General features: G+C 49.9%; 17 protein-coding genes. 10 read left to right on the top strand and 7 right to left on the bottom strand.

Annotation, left to right across the window (positions count from 1 at the left end):
- Nucleotides 1–2: 2 nt before the first annotated feature.
- The 3 genes from copD (at nucleotide 3) to pphA (ending at nucleotide 2,281) form a co-directional block, all read left to right on the top strand.
- The gene (gene copD / locus ACJHXA_RS07945; protein WP_000879282.1) at nucleotides 3–875 is read left to right on the top strand and encodes a copper homeostasis membrane protein CopD; all 873 of its coding nucleotides are present in this window, start codon (nucleotides 3–5) and stop codon (nucleotides 873–875) included.
- A gap of 12 nt (nucleotides 876–887) precedes the next feature.
- Entirely contained in the window at nucleotides 888–1,229 is a 342-nt protein-coding gene (locus tag ACJHXA_RS07940; protein ID WP_000976472.1) for a YebY family protein, read from the top strand.
- 395 nt (nucleotides 1,230–1,624) lie between these two features.
- A complete protein-coding gene (gene pphA, locus ACJHXA_RS07935; RefSeq protein ID WP_000812724.1) occupies nucleotides 1,625–2,281 on the top strand; it encodes a protein-serine/threonine phosphatase in 657 nt (218 codons plus the stop codon).
- On the opposite strand, the gene ACJHXA_RS07930 is transcribed toward pphA, so the two are convergent.
- The 5 genes from ACJHXA_RS07930 to yebS form a co-directional block, all read right to left on the bottom strand.
- Nucleotides 2,282–2,473, bottom strand: coding sequence for a YebW family protein (locus ACJHXA_RS07930; RefSeq protein WP_001296140.1), 192 nt, complete (start codon nucleotides 2,471–2,473; stop codon nucleotides 2,282–2,284).
- A 104-nt stretch (nucleotides 2,474–2,577) separates the two neighbouring features.
- Nucleotides 2,578–2,814 carry a YebV family protein gene (locus ACJHXA_RS07925; protein ID WP_001295499.1) on the bottom strand — a complete coding sequence of 79 codons (237 nt, stop codon included), beginning with the start codon at nucleotides 2,812–2,814 and terminating at the stop codon, nucleotides 2,578–2,580.
- Nucleotides 2,815–2,931: 117 nt separating this feature from the next.
- Nucleotides 2,932–4,371 (bottom strand): 16S rRNA (cytosine(1407)-C(5))-methyltransferase RsmF, encoded by a 1,440-nt coding sequence (gene rsmF / locus ACJHXA_RS07920; RefSeq protein WP_001307251.1) that lies wholly within the window; start codon nucleotides 4,369–4,371, stop codon nucleotides 2,932–2,934.
- Nucleotides 4,372–4,450: 79 nt separating this feature from the next.
- Nucleotides 4,451–7,084 carry a lipid-binding membrane homeostasis protein YebT gene (gene yebT / locus ACJHXA_RS07915; RefSeq protein ID WP_001297532.1) on the bottom strand — a complete coding sequence of 878 codons (2,634 nt, stop codon included), beginning with the start codon at nucleotides 7,082–7,084 and terminating at the stop codon, nucleotides 4,451–4,453.
- The gene (yebS, locus tag ACJHXA_RS07910; RefSeq protein ID WP_001207283.1) at nucleotides 7,053–8,336 is read right to left on the bottom strand and encodes a membrane integrity lipid transport subunit YebS; all 1,284 of its coding nucleotides are present in this window, start codon (nucleotides 8,334–8,336) and stop codon (nucleotides 7,053–7,055) included. Before yebS ends, yebT begins: the two co-directional genes overlap by 32 nt.
- 129 nt (nucleotides 8,337–8,465) lie before the next feature.
- Between yebS and msrC the strand changes: the two genes are divergently transcribed.
- The 4 genes from msrC (at nucleotide 8,466) to htpX (ending at nucleotide 12,899) form a co-directional block, all read left to right on the top strand.
- On the top strand, nucleotides 8,466–8,963 hold the full coding sequence (gene msrC, locus ACJHXA_RS07905) for an L-methionine (R)-S-oxide reductase (protein WP_001043882.1): 498 nt from the start codon (nucleotides 8,466–8,468) through the stop codon (nucleotides 8,961–8,963).
- A 96-nt stretch (nucleotides 8,964–9,059) separates the two neighbouring features.
- Nucleotides 9,060–9,758 (top strand): RNA chaperone ProQ, encoded by a 699-nt coding sequence (gene proQ, locus ACJHXA_RS07900; RefSeq protein ID WP_000431370.1) that lies wholly within the window; start codon nucleotides 9,060–9,062, stop codon nucleotides 9,756–9,758.
- 19 nt (nucleotides 9,759–9,777) lie between these two features.
- Nucleotides 9,778–11,826 (top strand): carboxy terminal-processing peptidase, encoded by a 2,049-nt coding sequence (gene prc, locus ACJHXA_RS07895; protein ID WP_001315679.1) that lies wholly within the window; start codon nucleotides 9,778–9,780, stop codon nucleotides 11,824–11,826.
- A 191-nt stretch (nucleotides 11,827–12,017) separates the two neighbouring features.
- Nucleotides 12,018–12,899 (top strand): protease HtpX, encoded by an 882-nt coding sequence (gene htpX / locus ACJHXA_RS07890; protein ID WP_000984517.1) that lies wholly within the window; start codon nucleotides 12,018–12,020, stop codon nucleotides 12,897–12,899.
- 45 nt (nucleotides 12,900–12,944) lie between these two features.
- Here htpX and ACJHXA_RS07885 read toward each other — a convergent pair whose 3' ends face one another.
- Nucleotides 12,945–14,318, bottom strand: coding sequence for an MFS transporter (locus ACJHXA_RS07885; RefSeq protein WP_001532898.1), 1,374 nt, complete (start codon nucleotides 14,316–14,318; stop codon nucleotides 12,945–12,947).
- Nucleotides 14,319–14,494: 176 nt separating this feature from the next.
- Here ACJHXA_RS07885 and kdgR point away from each other — a divergent pair, with 176 nt between their 5' ends.
- On the top strand, nucleotides 14,495–15,286 hold the full coding sequence (kdgR, locus tag ACJHXA_RS07880) for a DNA-binding transcriptional regulator KdgR (RefSeq protein WP_001262182.1): 792 nt from the start codon (nucleotides 14,495–14,497) through the stop codon (nucleotides 15,284–15,286).
- Between the two features lie 142 nt (nucleotides 15,287–15,428).
- On the opposite strand, the gene ACJHXA_RS07875 is transcribed toward kdgR, so the two are convergent.
- Nucleotides 15,429–15,668 carry a YobH family protein gene (locus tag ACJHXA_RS07875; protein WP_001211011.1) on the bottom strand — a complete coding sequence of 80 codons (240 nt, stop codon included), beginning with the start codon at nucleotides 15,666–15,668 and terminating at the stop codon, nucleotides 15,429–15,431.
- Between the two features lie 158 nt (nucleotides 15,669–15,826).
- Between ACJHXA_RS07875 and mgrB the strand changes: the two genes are divergently transcribed.
- Both mgrB and ACJHXA_RS07865 read left to right on the top strand, forming a co-directional pair.
- Nucleotides 15,827–15,970: a PhoP/PhoQ regulator MgrB gene (mgrB, locus tag ACJHXA_RS07870; RefSeq protein WP_000714550.1), complete on the top strand. Its 144-nt coding sequence runs from the start codon at nucleotides 15,827–15,829 to the stop codon at nucleotides 15,968–15,970.
- 74 nt (nucleotides 15,971–16,044) lie between these two features.
- Nucleotides 16,045–16,332: a YebO family protein gene (locus tag ACJHXA_RS07865; protein WP_001006861.1), complete on the top strand. Its 288-nt coding sequence runs from the start codon at nucleotides 16,045–16,047 to the stop codon at nucleotides 16,330–16,332.
- Nucleotides 16,333–16,518: the final 186 nt, after the last annotated feature.

The raw sequence follows: 16,518 nt of genomic DNA, 5'->3' as shown, positions 1-16,518 counted from the left end.
TCATGCTGGCGTTTACCTGGATCGCGCTGCGATTTATCCATTTCACCTCGCTGATGCTGGTCTTTGGCTTCGCAATGTACGGTGCCTGGCTGGCCCCCTTAACGATTCGTCGCTTGCTGGCGAAGCGTTTTCTGCGTTTACAACAGCACGCTGCCGTCTGGAGTTTGATCAGTGCCACTGCAATGCTCGCCGTTCAGGGCGGGTTGATGGGAACGGGATGGGCAGATGTATTTTCGCCAAACATTTGGCAGGCTGTTTTGCAAACGCAGTTTGGTGGCGTCTGGTTATGGCAAATTGTTCTCGCCCTCGTAACGTTGATCGTCGCCCTTATGCAACCGCGGAATATGCCACGTTTGCTGTTTATGCTCACTACCGCGCAATTTATTCTGCTGGCGGGAATCGGGCATGCGACGCTGAATGAAGGGGTAACGGCGAAAATCCATCAGACTAATCACGCGATTCACCTGATTTGTGCGGCGGCGTGGTTTGGGGGATTACTGCCGGTGCTCTGGTGTATGCAACTCATCAAAGGCCGTTGGCGACACCAGGCTATTCAGGCGCTGATGCGTTTTTCCTGGTGCGGGCATTTTGCGGTGATCGGCGTACTGGCAAGCGGCGTGCTTAATGCATTGTTGATTACCGGATTTCCCCCCACGCTAACGACTTACTGGGGCCAACTCTTATTGCTCAAAGCCATCCTGGTGATGATTATGGTGGTCATTGCGCTGGCTAATCGTTATGTTCTTGTACCGCGCATGAGGCAGGATGAAGATCGTGCGGCACCCTGGTTTGTGTGGATGACTAAACTCGAATGGGCGATAGGTGCGGTAGTGCTGGTGATCATCAGCCTGCTTGCGACTCTCGAACCTTTTTGATGGATTACGAAAATGATGAAAAAAAGTATTCTGGCGTTTCTGTTACTCACCAGTTCTGCAGCGGCGCTGGCTGCACCGCAGGTGATTACCGTCAGCCGTTTTGAAGTGGGTAAAGACAAATGGGCGTTTAATCGCGAAGAGGTGATGCTGACTTGCCGACCGGGTAATGCTTTGTATGTCATCAACCCAAGTACCCTCGTGCAGTATCCTTTAAACGATATCGCACAAAAGGAAGTTGCCAGTGGGAAGACTAAAGCCCAACCCATTTCGGTGATTCAGATTGATGATCCTAACAATCCCGGCGAAAAAATGAGTCTGGCACCGTTTATAGAACGAGCTGAAAAACTCTGTTAATTACCTAAAATAGCCTTTTGATTTCCAATAAAAAAACCGCCTCAGTTCTTTCACCAGAACGGGCGGTTTTTAACATTTCAGCTGATGACCACCACGCTTTTTATTGACCATTTTGCACGCAAACTGGAAAACCTGGCGTCGTCATCTATTCTTAAAGGGCAAGGCAACTAAGCCTGCATTAATGCCAACTTTTAGCGCACGGCTCTCTCCCAAGAGCCATTTCCCTGGACCGAATACAGGAATCGTGTTCGGTCTCTTTTTATCTGTTAAAAGCCAGAAGCATTTCCTTCGCTGACTTTATAGTCAACCATAACACACACTCTACTGTCTGAGTCCAGCGTTTTTTAACATTCTTGTTAAGATTATGTGATCTTTAGCGCGGGAGGAAAATATTGATGAAACAGCCTGCGCCCGTTTATCAGAGAATTGCGGGTCATCAATGGCGACATATCTGGCTTTCTGGCGATATACACGGTTGTCTTGAGCAGTTGCGCCGCAAATTATGGCATTGTCGTTTTGATCCGTGGCGAGATTTACTTATCTCAGTAGGAGACGTTATCGATCGTGGGCCGCAAAGTTTACGTTGTCTGCAGTTACTGGAACAACATTGGGTTTGTGCGGTAAGAGGCAATCATGAACAGATGGCGATGGATGCGCTGGCATCCCAGCAGATGTCTTTGTGGTTGATGAATGGCGGCGACTGGTTTATTGCGCTGGCAGATAATCAACAGAAACAAGCGAAAACGGCGCTGGAAAAATGTCAGCATTTGCCCTTTATTCTTGAAGTACACAGTCGTACCGGCAAACATGTTATTGCTCATGCCGATTATCCAGATGATGTTTATGAATGGCAAAAGGACGTTGATTTGCATCAGGTCTTGTGGAGCCGCTCGCGATTAGGTGAACGCCAAAAAGGGCAGGGAATTACAGGTGCTGATCATTTCTGGTTTGGTCATACACCGTTGCGACATCGCGTGGATATTGGCAACCTGCATTATATTGATACCGGTGCTGTCTTTGGGGGCGAACTGACTCTTGTGCAATTGCAATAATTAAAAATCACCATACTCCTGTGCTGGTCGCCAGAAACCATCTATAAAATCCTCAATCGGAAAACAACCGCCATGGCGGATCCGTTGATCGCTCATAGAATAAAGACACTGCTGTTCCGTGTTGTAGACATCCACAACAATATCTTCACAACCGCCATCCAGGTAGCAAACAAAAAGTACCAGCGCGAACATTTCATCCCCGAAGTGTGGTGCCGTACCGTTAAGTTTAGGAGAGATTTTACAACGGGGGAATAACCAGGACAAATAACCCGCCATGCCGACGGGTTCTTTTTGGATCAGGCAAGACGCATAATCCAGGCATCAGATTGTTGATCGTAACGGGTACGGTAAAGGACAGAGTGTTCGCCATTTAGCAGGGCAGGGATACTGGTTTCAGCATCCCAGGCATCCAGTTGCATACATAAATCGGGGTCAGATTTACAAGGAATGGTTAACGTTCGATCACCTGGCGATTCACCGTGTAATTCGCCGTCGTCGATTTCAAAAGCGCCTATGCGCACACTGGTTTTCATCTTCGTGCTCTCCATTTAGCTGCCGATTGTGGTACGACCAGTCCGATCGCACCATTTTTCAGCCTAGTTGAGGCAGCCGAATGTGCCAGTCAAAAAGTGCGCTTTTTTTGTGCGCTGTCAGGCGTTACCGGTAAAAAGTTTCCCATCGCGCACCAGTTCACGCGGATAGCTGTTTTTCAATCGCGAACCAATCCGTTTGGCTAAACCAATCGGTTGATGCTGGAAAGTAACCAATACATCATCCGCCACTGGCGCGGCTTGCGGGTAAACATCGCGCCCGCGATACCACTCCTCCGCTTCCTGCGGTGTCAGCTCGAATGCATTCATATTATCGGGTGAGGCAAGAGCAATAACCGCTTCATGCTGCCAGCGATAACCTTTGTTGTGCGTCTCGGCAAGTTTAATCCCCAACCGAGAAAATCGGACTTTACCGATCAGGGCTTCAATGCCCACCGGGAACAACCACAGTTCTTTGTCACGCTGCCAGAGGCGCAGGTTTTCATCCCAGTTTAAGCCAACACCTGCAGCCGCCTGACGAATTTGTCCAGCTTCGCGATCTTTCACCGGGCTGAACGGGAAATTGCCCACTTTGTATTTGGGGGCGGGTAAGGCGGGAATCGCCTGAGTTTTACGCAGACGAGCAACGAAGAAGCCTTCGCAGTCGTAAATTTGTGGGAAAACATGCAAAAAGCCTTCTTCGGTCAGCGCTTTGTTTGCACCAGGGAAGAGATCGCCAAGTGGTAAAAACTCTACTGCGTCGGGGTAAGTCTCTTTCAGCCACAGGCAAACGGCTTCGTTTTCTTCCTGGTTTAAGGTACAGGTCGAGTAAACCAGCGTACCACCAGGACGTAATGCATGAAAGGCGCTGTCGATAAGCTCCCGTTGTGTAGCTGCGATTTCCTGATTGCTTTCTGGTGACCAGTTTTTTAGCGCATCGGGATCTTTACGCACCACGCCTTCGCCAGAGCAGGGAGCGTCCAGCAAAATGGCATCGAACATTTCTGGCACTGCCGCACCAAACACGCGGCCATCAAAATGTGTGAGCGCAACATTACTGATGCCACAGCGGCTGATATTGGCATGTAACACTTTTACCCGACTGGCGGAAAACTCATTGGCAAGGATTGCCCCTTCGTTATTCATCCGCGCGGCAATTTGCGTCGTTTTGGAGCCTGGCGCAGCTGCGACATCCATCACCCGCTGTGGTGCATTATCGTCAGCAAACAAGGCGGCAACGGGCAACATTGAACTGGCTTCCTGAATATAAAACAGGCCGCTTAAATGCTCGGCGGTACTACCCAATGGCAATGCATCTTCATTGTCGCGTTCAATCCAGAAACCTTCTTCACACCACGGAATTGGCGTAAGCGTCCAGCCATAAGGAGCGGTTAATTGCAGGAAATCAGCAACGGAGATTTTCAGCGTATTAACGCGAATGCTGCGGCGCAACGGGCGCTGACAGGCGGCAAGAAAATCATCAAATGAGAGCGTCGAAGGCATCGCTTCGCGCATTTGTGTCAGAAAGGCGTCCGGGAAATAAACGGTGTGTTGGGCCACGAGCATGTACCACTGGCAAAAAAACAGGCGCGCAGTTTAGCATAAACGCTCCGGCGCAGGCACGCCGGAGCAGTGGGCATTATTTGGGAAGCGCAGTTCCCCATTCACGCCACTCTTTCGGTTCACTTTCCTGCAACAGGAAGTGTTTGCCTTCCTGGGCTTTCGGTGCCAGTGGCGTACCCGGAGGCGTGGCGAAGGCGATGCCGCCACGGATAAACTGGTTAAAGGTGCCGGTTTTCACTACGCCGCCCGTCAGACCAAAGTCCAGACTGTAACCCGATGCCAACCAGAAGACGGAATTGTTACGCACCAGGTGTTGATAGCGTTTACTGATGCGCATCGCAATCATCACGCGATCTGACAATGTCCCCAGCGTCATTCCTGTAACCGTACCGACTTCCAGACCACGGAACAGCACAGGCGTACCAATACCTAACGAACCGGCTTCCGGCGCTTCAACAATAATGCTTAAGCCATCCAGGTAACGCGAATCAGTAATGGTGGCCTCTTGTAATTCAAAGTCGCGGCGAGGATTGCCCCGGCCTGGTTCGACGTTGATATACGGCTGGAGGATAGTATCAAGATGCTCAACGCCAGCTGCCGAAATTTGCGGTGTGACCACTGAGAAGCGCGTACCACCGCGAGCAAAGGTCTGGACATATTCCGGATAGAGCACCGCCTTTGCCTGTACTTCATTGCGCGCGGTAATCAGATCCAGCGTCTGGATTTGCCCGATATCAATACCGAGATAGCGAATTGGCATCCCGACCGCCAGTTTTCCGGCATCGAAAGCGTGAAGCGTAATCTGCCCACCAACCGCACGGGCCGCTGTTTCGGAAGCATACAGAATACGTTTGTCGCCTTTACGCTGACTGGCGCTGGCACCACTGAGGTTATCGAAGCTAATAGCCCCTTTTAATGCTCTGGAGAGCGGGGATGCCTGTACGGTCAGGCCACTACCATTCAGCTGAACTTTCGCCCCGCCTTCTGCCCAGAACACGCTATTGCTGGTCAGAAGGTTGCGATACTCCGGCTTAATATGCAGATCGATATCAAACGCGTTAGCTCGCGGACGCACGGTAATAACTTCACCAACTTCAAATTTACGGTACAGCACTACCGATCCTGCCTGCACATCCGGCAGCGTCTCTGCACTCAAACTCACGGTTGTGGTGGGTAAATCGCTAAGGCTGTTCTCCAGCGCTTTTTCCAGATTGGCATACAGTGGATAGCTGGCTTTCATCTCGCCTTTATCGCCCGGCAGAATACGTATCCCGCCGTTAATCCATTCTGAGGCGCTGGCACCGAGAAACTCAACGCCATCCAGCCCCACCTTCACGTCGACACGGCTGTTGACGACAAATTTGCTATCGCCTTTTACCAGTTCTCGATGCTGAGGCTCGATGGCGACGGTAAAGGTGACGCCTTTGCTGGTGAGTTTACGATCGATAACCTGGCCTACCTGCACGCCGTGAAGAATGAGCGGCTGACCAGCATCAATACCGTAACTTTCCGGCGCGGTCAGGGTCAGCGTCAGAACATCAGGTTCATGCAGCAGTGCTTTTTCGCCTGGCACAACAACGAACTCTTTGCGTGGCTCGCCATCGCCGGGTACCAACTCGAAGGTTTTGCCAGTCAGCAGGGCGCTGAGATTGGCATCGCTAAGGGATAATTTCGGATTACGTAATTCGATGCGGGTATTTTCACGAAGCAGGGTAACGACGCTGGGATCAACTGTCATTTCCCCAGTGACTTTACCACCAGGATTTAAATCCAGTTTAGTTAGCTGTCCGACTTCCAGTCCCTGATACATTAATGGCGTCGAGTCGGCGGTTAATCCGGCCCCACTCGGCAGTTCCAGTTTTATTATTACGCCACGCTGGCTATGGGCGAGGTCTTCATACAGACCAAAGGTATCTTCCGCCTCGGCAGGTTTCGACTCTTCTGGTGAATCGAAGGCAATCGCACCGTTAACCAGTGCCGCCAGGCTTTCCAGTTTCACCTTCGCGCCACTGATACTGACATTGGCATCAACGCCGGAAACGTTCCAGAAACGGCTACCTTTTTTCACCAGATCGGTAAAACGCCGCTCGATCAGGACATCAATCACCACGCCTTGTTTGTTGGGATTGATGGCATAGTCGTAGACTTTTCCCACCGGGATCTTGCGGAAATAGACCAATGAACCGCTGTTCAGCGAACCGAGATCGGGGGCTTGCAGGTGGATCATCAGATCGCCATTGTCCAGCCGATATTTCGGTTGGGTATCGAGTGCGACAAAGTGATCCTGCTCTTTACCTTTACCCGGCATCATGCCGATATAGTTCCCACCGACGAGGGCGTCCAGCCCAGAGACACCTGCCAACGATGCTTTTGGCGTCACCAGCCAGAATTGAGTCTCTTCGCGCAGCGCATCTTTCATATCGGACTTGATGCTGACCTTGACTTCAATCTTACGAAGATCGTCGCTGAGGCTGATATCCTGCACTGTTCCGACTTCAACGCCCTGATAACGAACAGGCGTACGGCCCGGGACAATACCATCCGCCGACATAAAGTCGATGGTGACGGTATTACCCCGGTCCTGATAACTGTCCCAAATCAGCCAACCGGCAATCATTAGCGCGATGAAAGGCAGCAGCCAGAAAGGTGAGATACGGCGTTTATTTTTAATCTGCGCTTCAGTCGTCGAAGCGGGCGTTTCCTGACTCATGTGCATCCCAAAGTAAGCGGCTGTCCAGCCATTCCACAGCAAGAATAGTCAAAATTACGGCTGCGCCAAAATAAAACGCAGCCGGTCCCATAGTAAAAGCGAGGATCTGATCGCGATTAATCAGCGACATGGTTAAAGATATGACAAACAGGTCGAGCATCGACCAGCGACCAATCCAGGTCACCATCCGCAGTAACAGAATGCGTGTGCGTAAACCTTGCTGGCATTTAAAATGAATGCTCAACAGTAAAGTGAACATGACGATCACTTTAGTAAACGGTACCAGAATACTGGCGATAAACACGATTCCCGCAACCGCAATGTTGCTACTTGCCAGCGACATAATTCCGGAAAGAATTGTATCTTCCTGCCGTCCTCCGTTCAGATAAATGATAGAAATAGGCAACAGGTTGGCAGGTAACAACAAAACGATTGACGCTAACAGCGCCGCCCAGCATTTTTGCAAACTATGACGGCGACGCAGGCGTAGCGGGATATGGCAACGCGGGCAGCGACCACGCTGATCAGGATAGCCGGTAAAATGGCACCCAAGACAGACACGAAGTTTCTCGTCCCTACGCGTAGCGGGGCGCTGCGGATAAAATCGCTCCCACAGCTCCTCGACATTAAGATGTGACAACGTCACCGTCGTTAAAATCACCAACGCCACAAAAGAGAACAAGCCGACACCCGCCTGGATATGGGCATAATCCTGTACCTTTATAGAAGCAACGCCAATGCCGACCAGGTAGATATCCAGCATTACCCACTCTTTAAGTCGCTCAAGCATCAGCAGTACCGGACGTAAATTCATTCCCAGTCGGTTACCAAACCATAAATATGCTATGGAGGACACCAGAATGAGGGGGGCACCAATAACGCAGAAAAAGACCATCGCCCCCGTTATCGTATCGCCCTGTTTGGTCATTTGCCAGATGCCTTGCATGACGTTGGCGTCGATACGAATACCTAACAGCCAGATATGCAACAGCGGTTCGCCCCAGGCAAACGGCATCAGCAACAGCATGGTGAAAGCCATTGCCGCCAGGCGCGTTAGCGACCAGTCGCGCCCGTCGCGAATTTTTGCCTGACAGCGCGGACAATAGGCACTCTGATGAGAATTTATCTCGGGCAGGCTAAACAGCATGTCACATTGCGGGCAACGTTGGTAATCACCACGCGGCAGTTCCTCGCCGATTGCCCTCACTGTTATCTTTTTTGTCGGCGTAATTTGTGGTGTGTTAAGAGCCATGACGTGCCAAATGTAATAAGAATTAACATTAATCTTAACCCATGATGGGAATGATCTTGAGCATTAACGCATTTAATGCTTATTTTAATAGGCTGGCAGTTCCAGGTAAGACAAACAAGTGATTATATAATGAACAAAACAGAATTTTACGCGGATTTAAATCGCGACTTTAACGCGCTGATGGCGGGAGAAACCAGTTTTCTGGCAACGCTTGCGAACACCAGTGCGTTGTTATACGAGCGTCTCACTGACGTAAACTGGGCAGGTTTTTATTTGCTTGAGGACGATACACTGGTACTCGGACCATTTCAGGGCAAAATTGCCTGTGTCCGGATACCCGTCGGGCGCGGGGTGTGCGGCACTGCGGTTGCCCGCAATCAAGTGCAGCGTATCGAGGATGTTCACGCGTTTGACGGGCATATTGCCTGTGATGCGGCGAGTAATTCTGAAATTGTTCTGCCGCTGGTGGTGAAAAATCAGATTATTGGTGTTCTTGACATCGATAGTACCGTCTTCGGTCGCTTTACAGACGAGGACGAGCAAGGCTTACGTCAGCTTGTGGCACAGCTTGAAAAAGTGCTTGCAACGACGGATTACAAAAAATTCTTTGCGAGCGTCGCAGGATAATCAACGGATAACGTAGCATTTACTGGTAGCGTCATTATAATGACGCCTGTTCATGCCTGCGCTTGTTGGCTACGTCCGTTGTAATCAGGAAATTTCATGGAAAATCAACCTAAGTTGAATAGCAGTAAAGAAGTAATCGCGTTTCTGGCCGAACGTTTTCCCCACTGTTTCAGTGCGGAAGGTGAAGCGCGTCCGCTGAAAATCGGTATTTTTCAGGATTTGGTCGATCGTGTTGCCGGGGAAATGAACCTGAGCAAAACGCAATTACGATCCGCTTTACGTCTCTACACTTCGAGCTGGCGTTATCTTTACGGTGTTAAACCCGGCGCAACGCGTGTCGATCTTGACGGCAACCCATGCGGTGAGCTGGACGAGCAACATGTAGAGCATGCTCGCAAGCAGCTTGAAGAAGCGAAAGCGCGTGTTCAGGCACAGCGTGCTGAACAGCAAGCGAAAAAACGCGAAGCTGCCGCAGCTGCTGGTGAGAAAGAAGACGCACCGCGCCGCGAACGCAAGCCACGTCCGACCACGCCACGCCGCAAAGAAGGCGCTGAACGTAAACCTCGTGCGCAAAAGCCGGTAGAGAAAGCGCCAAAAACAGTAAAAGCACCTCGCGAAGAACAGCACACCCCGGTTTCTGACATTTCAGCTCTGACTGTCGGACAAGCCCTGAAGGTGAAAGCGGGTCAAAACGCGATGGATGCCACCGTATTAGAAATCACCAAAGACGGCGTCCGCGTCCAGCTGAATTCGGGTATGTCTTTGATTGTGCGCGCAGAACACCTGGTGTTCTGAAACGGAGGCCGGGCCAGGCATGAACATGTTTTTTAGGCTTACCGCGTTAGCTGGCCTGCTTGCAATAGCAGGCCAGACCTTCGCTGTAGAAGATATCACGCGTGCTGATCAAATTCCGGTATTAAAGGAAGAGACGCAGCATGCGACGGTAAGTGAGCGCGTAACGTCGCGCTTCACCCGTTCTCATTATCGCCAGTTCGACCTCGATCAGGCATTTTCGGCCAAAATCTTTGACCGCTACCTGAATCTGCTCGATTACAGCCACAACGTGCTGCTGGCAAGCGATGTTGAACAGTTCGCGAAAAAGAAAACCGAGTTAGGCGATGAACTGCGTTCAGGCAAACTCGACGTTTTCTACGATCTCTACAATCTGGCGCAAAAGCGCCGTTTTGAGCGTTACCAGTACGCTTTGTCGGTACTGGAAAAGCCGATGGATTTCACCGGCAACGACACTTATAACCTTGACCGCAGCAAAGCGCCCTGGCCGAAAAACGAGGCTGAGTTGAACGCGCTGTGGGACAGTAAAGTCAAATTCGACGAGTTAAGCCTGAAGCTGGCAGGAAAAACGGATAAAGAAATTCGTGAAACCCTGACACGCCGCTACAAATTTGCCATTCGTCGTCTGGCGCAAACCAACAGCGAAGATGTTTTCTCGCTGGCAATGACGGCGTTTGCGCGTGAAATCGACCCGCATACCAACTATCTTTCCCCGCGTAATACCGAACAGTTCAACACTGAAATGAGTTTGTCGCTGGAAGGTATTGGCGCAGTGCTGCAAATGGATGATGACTACACCGTTATCAATTCGATGGTGGCAGGTGGTCCGGCAGCGAAGAGTAAAGCTATCAGCGTTGGTGACAAAATTGTCGGTGTTGGTCAAACAGGCAAGCCGATGGTTGACGTGATTGGCTGGCGTCTTGATGATGTGGTTGCCTTAATTAAAGGGCCGAAGGGCAGTAAAGTTCGTCTGGAAATTTTACCTGCTGGTAAAGGGACCAAGACCCGCACTGTAACATTGACCCGTGAACGTATTCGTCTCGAAGACCGCGCGGTTAAAATGTCGGTGAAGACCGTCGGTAAAGAGAAAGTCGGCGTGCTGGATATTCCGGGCTTCTATGTGGGTTTGACAGACGATGTCAAAGTTCAACTGCAGAAACTGGAAAAACAGAATGTCAGCAGTGTGATCATCGACCTGCGTAGCAATGGCGGTGGGGCGTTGACCGAAGCGGTATCGCTCTCAGGTCTGTTTATTCCTGCGGGTCCCATTGTTCAGGTCCGCGATAACAACGGCAAGGTTCGTGAAGACAGCGATACCGACGGGCAGGTGTTCTATAAAGGCCCGCTGGTGGTACTGGTTGACCGTTTCAGTGCTTCGGCTTCAGAAATCTTTGCCGCGGCAATGCAGGATTACGGTCGTGCGCTGGTTGTGGGTGAACCGACGTTTGGTAAAGGCACCGTTCAGCAATACCGTTCATTGAACCGTATTTACGATCAGATGTTACGTCCTGAATGGCCAGCGCTGGGTTCTGTGCAGTACACGATCCAGAAATTCTATCGCGTTAACGGCGGCAGTACGCAACGTAAAGGCGTAACGCCAGACATCATCATGCCGACGGGTAATGAAGAAACGGAAACGGGTGAGAAATTCGAAGATAACGCGCTGCCGTGGGATAGCATTGATGCCGCGACTTATGTGAAATCAGGCGATTTAACGGCCTTTGGGCCGGAGCTGCTGAAGGAACATAATGCGCGTATCGCGAAAGATCCTGAGTTCCAGAACATCATGAAGGATATCGCGCGCTTCAACGCTATGAAGGACAAGCGCAATATCGTTTCTCTGAACTACGCTGTGCGTGAGAAAGAGAATAATGAAGATGATGCGACGCGTCTGGCGCGTTTGAACGAACGCTTTAAACGCGAAGGTAAACCGGAGTTGAAGAAGCTGGATGATCTACCTAAAGATTACCAGGAGCCGGATCCTTATCTGGATGAGACGGTGAATATCGCACTCGATCTGGCGAAGCTTGAAAAAGCCAGACCCGCGGAACAACCCGCTCCCGTCAAGTAATATCAATCAGGCACAAGAAATTGTGCCTGATTTTTTAACAGCGGCAAGATGCCGTAAATCAGATGCTACAAAATGTAAAGTTGTGTCTTTCTGGTGACTTACGCACTATCCAGACTTGAAAATAGTCGCGTAACCCATACGATGTGGGTATCGCATATTGCGTTTTGTTAAACTGAGGTAAAAAGAAAATTATGATGCGAATCGCGCTCTTCCTGCTAACGAACCTGGCCGTAATGGTCGTTTTCGGGCTGGTACTGAGCCTGACAGGGATACAGTCGAGCAGCGTTCAGGGGCTGATGATCATGGCCTTGCTGTTCGGTTTTGGTGGTTCCTTCGTTTCGCTTCTGATGTCCAAATGGATGGCATTACGATCTGTTGGCGGGGAAGTGATCGAGCAACCGCGTAACGAAAGGGAACGTTGGCTGGTTAATACTGTAGCAACCCAGGCTCGTCAGGCAGGGATCGCTATGCCGCAAGTGGCTATCTACCATGCGCCGGACATCAACGCTTTTGCAACCGGTGCGCGCCGTGATGCCTCTCTGGTTGCTGTCAGCACCGGTTTGCTGCAGAACATGAGCCCGGATGAAGCCGAGGCGGTAATTGCTCACGAAATCAGCCACATCGCCAATGGTGATATGGTCACCATGACGCTGATTCAGGGCGTGGTGAACACCTTCGTTATCTTTATTTCCCGTATTCTGGCGCAGCTTGCCGCGGGTTTTATGGGCGGAAATCGTGATGAAGGTGAAGAGAGCAACGGCAACCCGCTGATCTACTTTGCGGTTGCAACGGTTCTGGAACTGGTGTTTGGTATTCTTGCGAGCATTATCACCATGTGGTTCTCGCGTCATCGTGAATTCCATGCTGATGCCGGTTCGGCAAAACTGGTTGGTCGCGAGAAAATGATTGCCGCGCTGCAGCGCCTGAAAACCAGCTATGAACCGCAAGAAGCAACCAGCATGATGGCTTTCTGCATTAACGGTAAGTCGAAATCGCTCAGTGAGTTGTTCATGACTCACCCGCCGCTGGATAAACGAATTGAAGCTCTGCGTACGGGTGAATACCTGAAGTAATATGAAGTAAATACTAAAAAGCGCGTCCTGATCGACGCGCTTTTTTTATGCCCTGGATCGTGGCTGAGTGATACGTAAACTACTGACACAGGCAGCAATCACTGCCAGAATAGCCGCAGCCATCAGCGAAACGTGCGTACCATTATCACCGAACTGATTTAGCATCAGCGCCACCAGTGCCGCGCCGCTACTCTGACCCAGTAGACGAGCCGTTCCTAACATGCCACTGGCTCCACCGCTACGTTCGCGAGGAGCGGAGGTAATAATGGTGTGGTTATTGGGTGACTGGAACAAGCCAAATCCAGCGCCACATAAGATCATCGGCCAGATAATATTGATATCCGCAGGTGACGCGGGCAGCAGAACCAGGGAAAAAAGCCCCGCAGCCATGATGAACAACCCTAGAGCACCCAGCAATCCTGCATGTACGCGTTCAATCAAATAGCCTGCCAACGGAGCCATCACCATCGTTGCTAACGGCCACGGTGTCAGAAGTAAGCCTGTTTCGACTTCACTACGCCCGAGCACGGTTTGCAGGTAAAAGGGCAGGGAAACCATTGCCAGCATTTGTGCGCAGAAAGAGCAAACAGATGTGCAAATAGAAAGTGAAAACAGCGGGATACGCAGTAAATCCACCGGTAGCAGCGGTACGGGAAGAGAAAGCTGGCGGCGAATAAAGAAAATACCAACAACAACCATTACCACCAGTTCCGCAGCAATTAACGTCAGCGATTGCCCCTGAGCGAAACCACTCAACGCAGTGATAAGCAGGCCGAAGGTTAACGCGTTCATCACGGCGCTGGGCAGGTCGAAACGGGGGTTACTGGCGCGAGAACCATTGGGTGGCAGAAAACGCATCGCCAGAAGCAGGGCGATAATACCTAACGGTACGTTGATTAAAAATAACCATTTCCAGGATGCGATGGAGAGGATTGCTGCAGCAATTGTCGGCCCGGCAGCAGAAGAGACGGCAACAATAAACGAGTTTATGCCCATCCCTCTCCCCAGAAAACGTTGTGGATAGATCAGGCGGATAAGTGCGGTATTAACGCTCATCAACGCTGCACCGCCGAAACCTTGTATGACACGCGCAAGGGTGAGCATTTGCAGCGAATCAGAAAGGGCGCAGAACAGTGAAGACAACAGAAAAACGACCAGACCGCATTTATAAATACGTCGATAGCCAAACATATCGCCCAGAAACGAAAACGAGAGCAGGGAGATGACAATGGCGATTTGATAGGCGTTCACTACCCAGATGGAACTGGCTGGCGTGGCATGAAGGTCCGTGGCGATTGTTGGCAGGGCGACGTTGGCGATTGCGCCGTCAAGGACAGCCATCGAAATACCAATCACAATGGTTAATATCGCACCGTATCGCTGGGGCAATGGCAGGCCGTCGGCCTGAACTTTTGGCATAGGAATTTTATATCTTTGGTGAATAATCAACAGGGGTATGATTCTAGCACTGATATTCACGGTGGATGTCGCAGAATTGTAACTAACCGGCAAAAGATGGATTGCGACCACCCTGGTGCGAAATTATAATAAAAAACAGTTCTGATTTTTATAAAACACTCGCAATGAGGTGATAAATGGCTAACGCAGATCTGGATAAACAGCCTGATTCTGTATCTTCCGTGCTAAAAGTTTTTGGCATTTTGCAGGCGCTGGGTGAAGAGCGCGAAATAGGGATAACCGAGCTGTCGCAGCGCGTCATGATGTCAAAAAGCACCGTTTATCGCTTTTTACAGACCATGAAAACCTTAGGTTATGTGGCGCAGGAAGGGGAGTCGGAGAAATATTCCCTGACCCTGAAATTGTTTGAACTGGGCGCTCGCGCGTTACAAAACGTCGATTTAATTCGTAGCGCAGATATCCAGATGCGTGAGATCTCCCGCCTGACCAAAGAAACTATCCACCTCGGCGCACTGGACGAAGACAGTATTGTTTACATTCACAAAATTGACTCTATGTACAATTTGCGCATGTATTCACGGATTGGGCGTCGTAATCCGCTGTACAGCACCGCGATTGGTAAGGTACTGCTGGCATGGCGCGATCGCGATGAAGTGAAGCAAATTCTTGAGGGCGTGGAGTATAAACGCAGTACCGAGCGGACCATCACCAGTACAGAAGCGTTATTACCCGTTCTGGACCAGGTGCGCGAGCAGGGGTATGGCGAAGATAACGAAGAGCAGGAAGAAGGGCTGCGATGCATTGCGGTACCGGTATTTGATCGCTTTGGCGTGGTCATTGCCGGTTTGAGCATCTCCTTCCCGACGTTGCGTTTCTCTGAAGAGCGTTTACAGGAATATGTCGCAATGTTGCATACCGCAGCGCGCAAAATTTCTGCCCAAATGGGTTATCACGACTATCCGTTCTGATGAGAGTAAGAACCTGTCGGAATATCAAACAGACAGGTTCTTTATTTAGCATGAGAAAAATAAAGTTGAAGGTGCGTTATATTAAACGCGCTTGCTATAAGAATATTTTACTCATGAGTGAGAATCTGGTTATTTATTACCCTTAACCATTATCGACCACGATATTGCTTTTACGTAACAGTGGGCAATCTGTTATCCCCAAGAAACCACTTTTAGTGTGCAAGTATTGTACCGTGCTGGTGCCTCTGGCAGTCAGATAGGTACATTGCAAACCTAATCCTGCGGCATTCTCTTTGCTTCCAATCAAAACGCCATATCCGCTGAGTAATAATCCTATCCATACCAGTGCTATCAGCATAACTGTGCGAATGATGAATCGCATTACAACCTCTTCTCTTTTTATGTTCGCTTAATCGTAGCGGCAATATGCGCTGAAGCAAGCTACTCATTCCGAAAAAGCACGAATATCGACATAGTTAGGCGCTGTTTAACTAACGCATGCTAGTTTAATGACATAAGGTAGGTGAAGCGGAGATTGGAGTGAAAAAGTTTCGATGGGTCGTTCTGGTTGTCGTGGTGTTGGCTTGCTTGCTGCTTTGGGCGCAGGTATTCAACATGATGTGCGATCAGGATGTACAATTTTTCAGCGGAATTTGTGCCATTAACCAGTTTATCCCGTGGTGATATCATTTTTTCAGCACTAGATTTTCTTCCTCTCCAGCAGTGGTAGAATAGCGCCTCTACTCAGAGGTGGTGAAATGAACGAAGTTGTAAATTCAGGCGTGATGAACATTGCGTCTTTGGTTGTATCGGTGGTGGTTCTTCTTATCGGGCTCATCTTGTGGTTTTTTATTAATCGTGCCAGTTCTCGGACTAACGAACAGATTGAACTGCTTGAGGCGTTGCTGGATCAGCAAAAACGTCAAAATGCACTGTTACGTCGTTTGTGCGAAGCAAACGAACCAGAGAAAGCAGATAAAAAGACCATTGAGAGTCAAAAATCGGTTGAAGACGACGATATTATTCGTCTGGTCGCCGAACGATAATCCTTCCTCAATCTTGAGTAACCCCGTCGTTGAAGGGTTACTCAATTCATCCTGATTATACGCACTATCATGGTGCAACTGCTTCAAATTAAAACTCTGGTCTGACTTCAAATAATTATCATATTATTTATTTGCGTAACGGGATATCAGAAAAAGATATTTTCCTCATTAATTTATTAGGATGTT

The organism is Escherichia sp. WS33 (genome assembly GCF_046486385.1).
Classification (GTDB): domain Bacteria; phylum Pseudomonadota; class Gammaproteobacteria; order Enterobacterales; family Enterobacteriaceae; genus ECMA0423.
Note: the sequence above shows the minus strand (reverse complement) of the source record. Positions and strands in the feature narration are given on the sequence as shown.